General features: G+C 49.1%; 10 protein-coding genes. 8 read left to right on the forward strand and 2 right to left on the reverse strand.

Going from position 1 to position 11,267, the window contains the following annotated elements; genetic code table 11:
- Positions 1 to 19: 19 nt before the first annotated feature.
- Positions 20 to 1,324 carry an MFS transporter gene (locus AB2U10_RS05700; RefSeq protein WP_367913383.1) on the reverse strand — a complete coding sequence of 435 codons (1,305 nt, stop codon included), beginning with the start codon at positions 1,322 to 1,324 and terminating at the stop codon, positions 20 to 22.
- A gap of 193 nt (positions 1,325 to 1,517) precedes the next feature.
- Between AB2U10_RS05700 and AB2U10_RS05705 the strand changes: the two genes are divergently transcribed.
- From AB2U10_RS05705 to AB2U10_RS05740, 8 genes are all read left to right on the forward strand, one after another.
- Positions 1,518 to 3,035, forward strand: coding sequence for an MFS transporter (locus AB2U10_RS05705; protein WP_367913384.1), 1,518 nt, complete (start codon positions 1,518 to 1,520; stop codon positions 3,033 to 3,035).
- A gap of 91 nt (positions 3,036 to 3,126) precedes the next feature.
- Positions 3,127 to 3,342, forward strand: coding sequence for a DUF6814 family protein (locus AB2U10_RS05710; protein ID WP_367913385.1), 216 nt, complete (start codon positions 3,127 to 3,129; stop codon positions 3,340 to 3,342).
- Between the two features lie 69 nt (positions 3,343 to 3,411).
- Positions 3,412 to 4,785: an L-serine ammonia-lyase gene (locus AB2U10_RS05715; protein ID WP_367913386.1), complete on the forward strand. Its 1,374-nt coding sequence runs from the start codon at positions 3,412 to 3,414 to the stop codon at positions 4,783 to 4,785.
- 40 nt (positions 4,786 to 4,825) lie between these two features.
- A complete protein-coding gene (locus tag AB2U10_RS05720; RefSeq protein WP_367913387.1) occupies positions 4,826 to 6,094 on the forward strand; it encodes a cation:dicarboxylate symporter family transporter in 1,269 nt (422 codons plus the stop codon).
- A 167-nt stretch (positions 6,095 to 6,261) separates the two neighbouring features.
- The gene (locus tag AB2U10_RS05725; RefSeq protein ID WP_367913388.1) at positions 6,262 to 6,531 is read left to right on the forward strand and encodes a DUF2089 family protein; all 270 of its coding nucleotides are present in this window, start codon (positions 6,262 to 6,264) and stop codon (positions 6,529 to 6,531) included.
- The gene (locus AB2U10_RS05730; protein ID WP_367913389.1) at positions 6,531 to 7,076 is read left to right on the forward strand and encodes a hypothetical protein; all 546 of its coding nucleotides are present in this window, start codon (positions 6,531 to 6,533) and stop codon (positions 7,074 to 7,076) included. Before AB2U10_RS05725 ends, AB2U10_RS05730 begins: the two co-directional genes overlap by 1 nt.
- A 15-nt stretch (positions 7,077 to 7,091) precedes the next feature.
- Entirely contained in the window at positions 7,092 to 8,897 is a 1,806-nt protein-coding gene (locus tag AB2U10_RS05735) for a serine hydrolase (protein WP_367913390.1), read from the forward strand.
- A gap of 32 nt (positions 8,898 to 8,929) precedes the next feature.
- The gene (locus AB2U10_RS05740; RefSeq protein WP_367913391.1) at positions 8,930 to 10,291 is read left to right on the forward strand and encodes an alpha/beta hydrolase family protein; all 1,362 of its coding nucleotides are present in this window, start codon (positions 8,930 to 8,932) and stop codon (positions 10,289 to 10,291) included.
- Between the two features lie 50 nt (positions 10,292 to 10,341).
- Here the strand turns inward: AB2U10_RS05740 and AB2U10_RS05745 are convergent, their stop codons facing one another.
- Positions 10,342 to 11,175 (reverse strand): N-acetylmuramoyl-L-alanine amidase, encoded by an 834-nt coding sequence (locus AB2U10_RS05745; RefSeq protein WP_367913392.1) that lies wholly within the window; start codon positions 11,173 to 11,175, stop codon positions 10,342 to 10,344.
- Positions 11,176 to 11,267: the final 92 nt, after the last annotated feature.

Below are 11,267 nucleotides of genomic sequence, written 5' to 3' on the forward strand. Positions count from 1 at the left end.
GTGAGCTAAAGGTTACGGATCAGTCGGTATAAACGTGCTTCGACGGGATACGGATCAGCAACAGGAACCCGGCCACAAACAGTACGATCAGGAACAGGATGGAATTGCGCATGCTGCCGGTCTGATCCAGGATGAACCCGAATATAAACGTTCCGAGGGTCAGTGCTATTTTCTCCGTAATGTCATAAAAGGCAAAATAGGCCGAAGTTTCTTCCGCATTGTCAGGGATAAACTTGGCAAAAGTAGACCGGGAAAGCGACTGTATCCCGCCCATGACCAGGCCCACCAGGCAGGCAATAACATAAAACTGGTTGGCGGTGGTTGTAAAATAGGCGGCTATGGGTACGATGGTCCAGAGCACGATCTCGATCCGTAAAGCAATGGTGTTACCGAATTTTTCAGATAGCAGGGATGCCAGGTAAGAACCGGGAATGGCAATAAGCTGGATCAGTAGCAGGGTAGTGATCAGCCCCTGCCTCGGGATATTGATTTCTTCGTTGGCAAAGAGGGTGGCTACATAAATGACGGTCATCACGCCCATGTCATAAACCAGGAAAGCCAGCAGGAAACGTTTCAGGTACCGGCTTTTGCGCACATTCAGGAAGGTGTTTTTCAATTGCAGGAAACCGTTTTTAAGAAACTTCGACTGGAAAGGCTTGTTCTCGTCTTTGGGCAGGCGGAAAAACGGGATCTGCGCAAAGCCGGCCCACCAGAGCCCTACGGTAATGAAGGAAATACGGGTGGTAAAGCCGGAGTCGGAGTCGGCCTGCGTTAACCCGAACAGATCGGGCTTCATGATCAGGAGCAGGTTAAAGATGAGCAGCAGCACGCTTCCCACGTATCCGAACGCAAACCCGCGCGCGCTGAGGCGGTCATAATGCTCTTCTGTGGCGATCTGCGGGATAAAGGCATTGTAAAATACAAGGCTTCCACCCCAGCCGATGATCGACAGGCCGAAGGCGATCATAACGAATTCCAGGTTTTCCGGGGTGAAAAAGTAGAAATACGTACAGGAGGCAGCCCCCAGGTAGCAGAAGAATTTCATGAACATCTTTTTCCGCCCGGAGTAGTCGGCAATGCCGGTAAGAATGGGGTTGAGAAAGACCAGCAGCAGGGAGGCTGCCGAAATGGTAAACGTATAGAGGGCGTTCTTATCAAATTTAAAATTGAAAAAAGAAACGAGCTCTTTGGTGCCGCTGATTTCAGAAACCTGTACGGTAGACTGGTAGTAAATAGGAAATATAACGGTAATAATGACCAGGTTATGAACAGAATTGGCCCAGTCGTACATACACCAGGCATTCCACGTTTTCTTGTTATTCATTAAAGGGTTTCGGGTTTGGTAATGTTGTTTTTTGTGTTTTTGTCTTTCTGCCTGGCTATGGAGCCACCTCTCGAAAACACGAATTTACGAAAAAACGAATTTACAAAAAAACAAAACCATCCTCTCCAGCCGGTTTTACGCACAAATCCGATATATTTGCTCTTGTTCGACCTTAAACTAAGTAAAAGCATTCATGTCTCAGAAAAGGAGCCCGATGTTTGCCGTAATCGGCGCGTCATCAGTGGGTACCATGATCGAGTGGTACGATTTTTATATTTTCGGAAGTCTTGCCACCCTTATCTCCACCAAGTTTTTCCCGGGCGGGAATGAAACCCTTGCCTTTTTGTCAACGCTGGCCACTTTTGCCGCCGGGTTCATTGTGCGGCCTTTCGGTGCTTTGTTTTTCGGCCGGCTGGGCGATCTCATCGGAAGGAAATATACCTTTATGGTCACGCTGCTGCTCATGGGCGGCGCCACTTTCCTGATCGGCTGTATCCCGGCATACGAAACCATCGGCATTATTTCACCCCTGTTGGTGCTGCTGCTGCGCCTGCTGCAGGGACTGGCCCTGGGTGGAGAGTATGGCGGTGCTGCTACCTATGTGGCCGAGCATTCGCCCGATCACCGGCGGGGCCTGATGACCTCCTGGATCCAGACCACGGCCACGGCGGGCCTGATCATTTCGCTGATCGTGATTGCGGTTACCCGGAGCAGCATGTCGGAAGAATCTTTTCATGCCTACGGCTGGCGGATACCCTTCCTGGCTTCTGCAGTCATGATCTACGTATCGTATATCATCCGGAAAAACATGCATGAGTCGCCCCTGTTTGCCAGGGCCAAAGCAGAAGGAAAGACCTCTGCTAACCCCCTGAAAGAGTCATTCGGTAACCGGTATAACCTGAAATATGTGCTCCTGGCTTTGCTGGGGGTGACTATGGGACAGGGTGTGGTATGGTACACCGGCCAGTTTTATGCCATGTCGTTTATAGAACGCGTCATGCATGTTCCGAAGGTACAGGTAGACGGTATCCTGATCTGGGCGCTCTGCCTGGGTACCCCTTTCTTTATCTTTTTCGGATGGCTGTCGGATAAGATCGGGCGAAAATGGATCATGATGGCGGGGATGCTGGTGGCGGTACTGAGCTACCGGTTTATTTATACGCAGATGTACGAGACAACAAACGTACAGAACAAGACTGAGCTGACCGGCGAGACGGTGTTTAATACAACGGCAGCAGGAGCAGATTCGGTATATACCACTACCCGCAAGTACAGCGATGGTACCCTGTACAGCGAGGTCACCACCGTAAAAGCCGGAGCCCGGCATACGGATAAGGCCGTGACCATTAACGACGCAGATAAGCGCACACTGATCTTCTGGGTGTTCATCCAGGTGCTTTTTGTGACCATGGTTTACGGGCCGATAGCCGCTTTCCTGGTAGAAATGTTTCCTGTAAAAATACGGTATACGTCAATGTCGCTGCCGTATCATGTGGGAAACGGTATTTTCGGCGGACTGCTACCGGCCATTGCCACCTTCCTGGTCACCCGGGCAGGAGCCCTCAATGAAAAGGCGGTTGAGCAGGGGCTGTTGCCACCGGTAGATAAGCCTTACCTGGAGGGGTTGTGGTATCCTATGGTGATTGCGGCCATCTGCCTGGTCATAGGCGTGGTGTACCTCGACGGCAAAGATAACCGCGTAGACGATTAAAAAGCCGTTGAAAAACTACAAAACGGGTTAAATTACACCCGGAACTAAGAACCCGGAACTCGGAACTCGGAACTAAGAACTCGGAACTTCTATGAATACAATAAAACGAATTTTAGGTATTGTATGGATCCTGCTGGGAGTGGCAGCGGTCTGGTACCTGGTCTATAACCAGGCTATTCCCCTGTGGAAAGCCGGCGGTGAGAACATCATTGCCGCGGTAATTTACATTTTTGTTCTCTGTCCTATTGTTGCCGGCTCATTGGGCTGCTTCGGCTGGTTTGCCTTTCGGGGGGAGTTTGATGAATAAAATTTGTCATACGAATGATTATATGTTATTTTTGAGCTTGCGGGCTATATATAACATCAACGTAACCTTATGAAACAGGCGATTATCACCACTTCCGTTTTTGATTTGTTCAAAATCGGGCCCGGGCCGTCAAGCTCCCATACCATAGGACCTATGAAAGCCGGGTACGATTTTCTTGAGCGGATAAACCGCCTTACCTTTCCGGCGCACCGGGAGCTGAAAATAGAGATTCACCTGTACGGGTCGCTGAGCGCCACCGGTAAAGGGCACGGTACAGACCGGGCTGTTATCGGCGGACTTCTGGGCTGGTTGCCCGAGTCGGTTAACCCGGCAGCTTTTACCTCATTGCTGAAGAACCCCGGTGACGCCTACGCGGTCAAAGCAGGAGAGCACACGGTAACGGTATCTGCCGCCAGCGTGATTTTCCAACGGGTGAGGTACGATTCTCCACACCCCAATACCGTGGTCTTTAAGCTGCTGGGCGACGGTGAAGTTTTGCACGAGGAAGAATACTATTCAGTAGGGGGAGGATTTATTCAGCGGAAGGGAGAAGGGAAAGGAGAGGAGAGCAAAATACAGCCGCCATATCCTTACGCCACTATGAAGCAGCTGAAAGATCACCTGGTTACGCACGGGATATCGCTTTCGGAGCTGATGCTGGCCAACGAAGAAGCCCTGTCAGGCCTGGACAGGAAGGACATCCTGAAAAAAATAGACGATATCATTGAAACCATGCACAAGGCGGTGAAGCGGGGCTTAAAGCACCGGGGAGAGCTGCCGGGCACTATACGGCTGAGAAGGAAGGCCCCTGTTTTGTATGAGCAGGCCAAAAGCAGCGCTTCCACGTCAGACAGCTTCATGGTGTTCCTGAACGCCTATTGCATGGCGGCATCGGAAGAAAACGCTGCGGGGAACCTGGTGGTTACTGCGCCTACTTCGGGGGCTTCAGGGGTGATACCGGGCGTGACGTACCTTTTAAAGAATCATTACCATTACGACAGGCGGAAAATCAGGGGCGGAATGCTTGCGGCTGCTGTTATCGGGTTCCTGATCAAGCATAACGCGTCTATTTCCGGTGCAGAAATGGGCTGCATGGGAGAGATCGGCTCGGCCTCGGCTATGGCGGCGGCCATGCTGGCGCATTGTGCCGGTAAAAGCATTGAAACCATCGAAGTAGCGGCTGAAATTGCTATTGAGCATCACCTGGGCATGACCTGTGACCCTATCGGCGGGTATGTGCAGATCCCCTGTATAGAAAGGAATGCCATGGGGGCCATTAAAGCGTACAATGCCTACCTGATTGCGTCTTCGGGCAACCCCGGCGACCAGAAGATCTCTCTTGACAGCGTTATAAAAGTAATGCGGGCCACCGGCCGCGATATGTCTAAAAAGTATAAGGAGACGTCTGAAGCGGGCCTGGCGCTGAGCGCAACGGAGTGTTGAGTTTTTTTTTGTAAATTCGTGAAGTTGAGTTTTCGTAAACATGAAAAAAATACTCACCAATCTCACTTTCTGGGTTTTGTTGTCTATTGTGGCCGGCACACTGCTGGGGCATTATTTCCCTGACCTGGCTTTAAGCCCCATTATGGACAAGCCAGTGAAGTTCAGCCTTATCCTTACTTCTTTTGAAATCAAAGCCTCTTTCAGTGAGGCATTCAGCAGCGCATTTATCAGCCTGGTCAAGATTTTTATTAACCCCATTATCTTCCTGACCATTACCCTGGGCATGATCTCTATGGGAAACCTGAAGAAAGTAGGGAAGGTGGGCGCCAAGGCCCTTATTTATTTTGAAGTGGTGACCACGCTGGCGCTGATCATTGGAGTGGTGGTGGCCAATGTGATCCGGCCGGGTGTTGGTGTGGAAAGAAAGCATATTGCCGGGGGAGACATCAGCCGTTATACGCAGCAGGTAGATGATTTCACCTGGGCTCAGTTCTTTTGGGATAACGTTACGTTGCAGGTGCTGGTGCTCTCGCTGGTTCTCGGCATAATTTTCAGCAATTACAGCGGAAGGCAAAAGGTAGTAGACTTCCTGAACCCTATAGCCCGGGTGGTGTTCCGGGCCCTGCACAAGGTAATGTACCTGGCACCGTTGGGTGCTTTTGGCGGAATGGCCTATACGGTGGCCGTTTACGGGATTGATACCCTGCTCCCCCTGGCCAGCCTGATGGTTACGGTATATATCACCATGGCTCTTTTTATCTTTATTGTGCTGAACCTGATCCTGCGGCGGTATAAAGTGCGCATCGGGCGTTTTCTCCGGTATATCCGTGAAGAGCTCCTGATTGTTCTGGGCACGTCTTCTTCTGAAGCGGCCTTACCCTCGCTGATGGAGAAGCTGGAAAAAATGGGCTGTTCGAAATCGGTGGTGGGGCTGGTGGTGCCTACCGGGTATTCGTTTAATCTTGACGGTACAACCATTTACCTGTCTATGGCGGTTATTTTCCTGGCCCAGGTGTATAACGTACACCTGACGTTTGAGCAGGTGCTGACGGTTATCGGGATATTGATGGTGACATCCAAAGGTGCTGCAGGCGTTACGGGCAGCGGCTTTGTAGTGCTGGCTTCAACTCTTACTGCCATCAAGGTTATCCCGGTAGAAGGACTGGCTCTTCTGCTGGGGGTTGACCGTTTTATGTCAGAAGCCCGTGCTATCACCAATTTCATCGGGAACGGTGTGGCCACCATCTGGATCTCGAATAATGAGGGCGAATTTGATCGTGAAAAGATGGAAGCAGCCTTCCGGGAGTAGCCGGTTTCCGGTATGGAGCACGTACATAAGGGCCGCCTGTAGGCGGCTTTTTTATGTAAAAATCAACGATTTTGTTACTTTTTTTAAAAATAGTTAAAAATAAATAGTACTTTATTTTTAATTTTATTAAAATATATTTTAACTTTGTTTAATAAAGGTAAAAGAATATGAAACTCCCTATCGTTTGCCCTAGTTGTGAAAACATCCTTAAGGTGAGCCAGATGAAGTGCAGCTATTGCGACACCTCCATCAGCGGAAGCTTTGATCTGCCGGTCTTGCTGAGGCTGACCCAGGAAGAGCAGGAATTTATCCTGAATTTCTTTCTTTCCAGCGGAAGCATTAAGGAAATGGCACGACAGGCCGATATTTCTTACCCCACCATGCGAAATAAAATGGATGACCTGATAGAAAAAGTGAAAACCCTGCAAACCGTATAATGATGAAAAAACTGTTTAATCCTGTTGCGCATTTTGATGAGAAAGTACTGCTGGGAGCAGGCCTGGCCTCTGTAATTATTGCTATTGTTTTCGGTTATCTTTTTGGGTTTAAGCTGGATGCTTTATTTCATATTACCTATGCAAAGAAAGATTGGTCGGAAGTAGGTATTACTACCTTACGCAGTTACGGGGTTGCCGTTGCCGCTTTTTTTCTGCTGGGCTTACTCATTAATAAGAGAGCCCGTTTTATCGATATTCTTAATACGGTTCTTATTGCTAATGTTCCGCTCGTGGCTCTTTCACTTCTTCAGAAATTACCTTTTATTTCGAATGCATTAGACGCAGTACTTCGAAACCCGAAAGGCTTGGACCCGTTGACTATAAGTGCTCTGATGTTAATAAGCCTGATTGTTTTTCCCTTAACTGTGCTGTGCTTTGTACTTCTCTATAATGGTTTCAGAACTTCTGTTAATATGAAGGAGTGGTATCATATCACCTTGTTTGTTATGGTAGCGATATTCGTGAATTTTACCCAATTTATATAGTAAGCATTTCACCTTATGAAAAAGTTATTCATTGTTTTGATCCTGGTTTTTACAGGGCCTCTATATGCCCAGAAGAAGAAGAAAGCGGAGAAAATTGCAGATCCGCTTGCCGGCATTGAAAAGGAACTGGAGCAAATCCTGAAAGACCGTAAAGCCGCCGGTTTTGCGGTGGCAGTGGTCAAAAAAGACAGCGTAATCTATGCCCGGGGTTTCGGGTACAGGGATTACGAAAACAAGCTTCCCGTGACGCCCAATACCCTCTTTGCCATAGGGTCGTGCACCAAAGCCTTTACCGCATCACTCCTGGGGCTGATGAACAAAGAAGGTAGCCTGGATTTCAACAAGCCGGCCAGGGATTATTTGCCCGGCCTCAAGTTTTTTAACGACGACCTGACCCGTAATATAACCGTTAAAGATCTTATCGTGCACCGGACCGGCCTGCCCCGTCATGATTTATCGTGGTATTTGTTCAGCACGGATTCCAGGGAGGAGCTCCTGAAACGGATTGAATATATGGAGCCCACCGCTCCGCTAAGGCAAACCTGGCAGTATAACAATTTCATGTACCTTGTTCAGGGCATGGTGGCTGAAAAGCACTACGGGGAGACCTGGGAAAAGATTGTTGACAAAAAGCTATTGGAGCCCATGGGAATGAAACGGTCTAACAGCTCGATACCGGTATTAACGGCAGACAGCGATGCGGCTTTGGGGTATGAGCTCAAAAACGACAGCCTGGTTTCAAAGATGGATTATTACAATATTAACGCTATGGGCCCTGCCGGAAGCATCAACAGCAGCGCAATAGAAATGACCCGGTGGCTGAAAGTATGGATAAACAAGGGGAAGCTGAACGGCAAAGAAATACTGCCTGAGTCTTATATAAACGAGGCCATCAGCTCTCAGATGGTAATTTCTCCGCTTTTACCGCAGCCGGAGTCGCCTGATGTACATCTATCCAATTACGGGTATGGCTGGATGTTAAGCTCTTACAGAGGCCATTACCGGGCAGACCACGGTGGAAATATCGACGGGTTTTCGGCAAATGTTGCTTTCTATCCCACCGACAGCATAGGAATAGTGGTGTTGACCAATCAGAATGCTTCTTCCCTGAACAGTGTGGTCAGAAATACCATTGCCGACCGCTTATTGGTTTTAAAACCTGTTGACTGGAATGACAGGATGAATAAAGCACAGGCGAAATCAGGTTCCGGTTCGACAGGCGAAGAGAACCGGAAAAAAGGTACGCAGCCCTCGCATCACCTGGAAGAATACGCCGGGCTGTATACCCATAAAGCGTACGGAACTTTTGAAGTGAAGTATCAGAATGACTCGCTGATGGCTGTATTCCCGGTCGAAAAAATGTGGCTCCGGCATTACCATTACGATGTTTTCCAGGCAGTAGGCTATGATGATAACGGGCGGGTGGATACCACCGAAGTTTTTAATGTGCTTATCCCGTTTTATATGAATGAGGCCGGAGATATCGTTTCCACGAAGCTGCAGCTTCAGCCCGGGCTGGATGCCTTAACGTTTACCAAAGCCGGTAAATCGAAAGAGGTGAGTGAAAATGAGCTCCAGGTGTTTGTGGGGGAATATCAGCTGGCCCCGCAGGCCATTGCCCGGGTATATACAAAAGACAAAAAGCTGTATTTATTTATCCAGGGACAACCGGAATATGAGCTGCTACCCGTTGGAGACCGGAAGTTTGAAATAAAAACCTTAACGGGTTTTAGTGTGGAATTTGAAGGGAAAGATGACAGCGTGGAGGCAGTGAAATTTATTCAGCCTAACGGTATTTTTAAAGCAGGTAAAGTCAAGTAAAAATTAGCGCTCACAGCTAAAATTTAATACAGATGAAAAAGCTATTAATTCTCTTATTGGTCATGGCTCATACGGTTTGGGCCCAGGAAATCACCGGTTCATGGTCAGGCGAGCTGGCTGTGCAGGGAACCCGGCTTCCCCTCATTTTTAATATCAGCCGGGAGGGAGACGGCTACAAAACCACTATGGACTCCCCCCGGCAGGGAGCAAAGGGGATCCCACTCGGGGAAACCCGCTTTGAAAACGGTGAGCTGACCATCAATTCACCGGCGCAGGCGCTGAAATACACCGGGAAACTGAAAGATGAAAACACGCTGGAAGGTACGTTTTCTCAGGGGGGAATGAACCTCCCGTTTATCCTTCAAAGAGGGATACCGGCAGCTGCTGAGCTCAAACGTCCGCAGATGCCGAAGCCGCCGTATCCTTATAATACGGAAGACGTCACCTTCAGGAATGAAAAGGAGGGGAATCTGCTGGCCGGAACGTTGACAGCACCGGGTGAAAGTAAAGATATTCCTATTGTGGTAATGATTACCGGGAGCGGAGCGCAGAACCGTGATTCGGAACTTGCCGGGCATAAGCCTTTTTGGGTGATAGCTGATCACCTGGCAAAACAAGGGATCGGCACACTTCGGCTCGATGACCGGGGAGTAGGCGGCTCGGAAAGAGGGAAGGCGGGTCCCACCAGTGCAGATTTTGCGGGAGATATCAGCTCAGCCGTTAATTTCCTGGCAGAAAGGGGCTACACCCGCATCGGGCTGATGGGCCATTCAGAAGGAGGAATGATAGCACCCATGGTGGGAACTACCAACAATAAAGTAAAATTTATGGTATTGCTGGCAGGTCCGGGAATTCCCCTGGACAGGAACATGGATCTGCAGCTTTCCAATCTGTACAGAGCCACAGGGCTAAGTGAGGAAGTCGTAAATAGATTATCTCAGGGATTTAACAGGCTGATCCGGGAGGTTAATGAAAGGGAAACACCCCATACTGACCAGGAATTAAGAGCAGAGCTGAGTACCGTTTTTTCCGGAGTGCCCGAAAACCTGGGAAATGCTTTTATGAACGAGATCGGCCCTTTGTTTTCTTCGCCCTGGGGGCGGTATTTCCTAAGGTTTAAGCCGGAAGAATACCTTTCAAAAATTAAGGTTCCTTTATTGGCTTTAAACGGAAGCAAAGATATGAATGTTCCGGCTAAAGAAAACCTGGAAGGCATCAGGATGTCGTTGGAGAAAGGAGGAAACAAGCATTTTGAGGTAGCAGAGTTTGAGGGGTTGAACCATTTATTTCAAACCGCAAAAACCGGTAGCCCGGCAGAGTACAGCCTCCTGGAAGAAACCATTTCCCCGAAAGTACTGGAGAAGATCAGCACCTGGGTGCTGAATTTAAAGTGAGGCGGGTATTGGGACAGCGTTTTCCGCCGGGAAACCCTGCCCCAATCCTGTCATAAATACTTTTTAAAAATAGCATAAAGCACCTTTATATCCCATTCATTCAGGGTATTCTCCGGGCTGTCATCCTGGATATAATGAATTTTAAAGGCCCTGACGGTATTGTCTATGTTCCGGATATCGTAGCCGATAATACGCAGGGCCAAAACGGGGTCGAAGCTCGCCGGAGGGGTTTCCGGCTCTTCGTCATACCAGTACCCGAAGCCCTCTTCCGCCAGTCGTTTCCAGGGAAACCGGAAGGGGTCGACTTTCCGGTTAGGGGCATAGTCGGCATGCCCCAGGAAATTGCCCTGCGGAATATTGTAAGTTTCCCTGAGTACTTTCAGCAGCCCGATCAATGCGTTGATCTGTACCTCGGGCCAGGGATCAGTGGTACCGTTATTGTCCATTTCAATGCCGATTGAAGAGGAGTTCATATCGGTATTATTTCCCCATTTTCCCAAGCCTGCATGCTGTGCCCTGGCGTAGTCATTGACCATTTGCACCACCTTGCCGTCTCTTCCCACCACGTAGTGCGAGCTCACGGCGGTGCGCTCCAGTTGAAAGGTCTTTATGGTCTGATCGGTAGAATTCTGGGCGGTATGGTGAATGACCACATAATTGGGTTTGCGGATACCGAAGTTGGTTGTAGCGGCCCAGAGCTTGTCGTCCCATACGATTTTGTCTAGCTGGCTGGTCGCCGGCCGTTCGGTCAGCAGTTTTCCCATGGCTTTTACTTTTTTGCGGTATACTTTCTCCGCCGGGGCATATTTCCCGGTAATGCAGGACGAAGTGAGCAGCAGGAAAGCGGGGAAGAGTATAAAATTTCGGATCAGAAGTTTTTTCATTGGTAAATCGTTAGTTTTTAGTAGATAGTTACTAGTTCCGGGTGGAGAGTTCCGAGTTCCGAGTTTCGAGTTTCGAGTTTCGAGTGGGGAGT

The organism is Leadbetterella sp. DM7 (assembly GCF_040829825.2).
In the GTDB taxonomy this organism is placed as follows: domain Bacteria; phylum Bacteroidota; class Bacteroidia; order Cytophagales; family Spirosomataceae; genus Leadbetterella.

Bases quoted from the DNA above. Each gene is read 5' to 3' on its own strand.
- AB2U10_RS05700 (WP_367913383.1), bottom strand. From the start codon at position 1,324: ATGAATAACAAGAAAACGTGGAATGCCTGGTGTATGTACGACTGGGCC.
- AB2U10_RS05705 (WP_367913384.1), top strand. From the start codon at position 1,518: ATGTCTCAGAAAAGGAGCCCGATGTTTGCCGTAATCGGCGCGTCATCA.
- AB2U10_RS05710 (WP_367913385.1), top strand. From the start codon at position 3,127: ATGAATACAATAAAACGAATTTTAGGTATTGTATGGATCCTGCTGGGA.
- AB2U10_RS05715 (WP_367913386.1), top strand. From the start codon at position 3,412: ATGAAACAGGCGATTATCACCACTTCCGTTTTTGATTTGTTCAAAATC.
- AB2U10_RS05720 (WP_367913387.1), top strand. From the start codon at position 4,826: ATGAAAAAAATACTCACCAATCTCACTTTCTGGGTTTTGTTGTCTATT.
- AB2U10_RS05725 (WP_367913388.1), top strand. From the start codon at position 6,262: ATGAAACTCCCTATCGTTTGCCCTAGTTGTGAAAACATCCTTAAGGTG.
- AB2U10_RS05730 (WP_367913389.1), top strand. From the start codon at position 6,531: ATGATGAAAAAACTGTTTAATCCTGTTGCGCATTTTGATGAGAAAGTA.
- AB2U10_RS05735 (WP_367913390.1), top strand. From the start codon at position 7,092: ATGAAAAAGTTATTCATTGTTTTGATCCTGGTTTTTACAGGGCCTCTA.
- AB2U10_RS05740 (WP_367913391.1), top strand. From the start codon at position 8,930: ATGAAAAAGCTATTAATTCTCTTATTGGTCATGGCTCATACGGTTTGG.
- AB2U10_RS05745 (WP_367913392.1), bottom strand. From the start codon at position 11,175: ATGAAAAAACTTCTGATCCGAAATTTTATACTCTTCCCCGCTTTCCTG.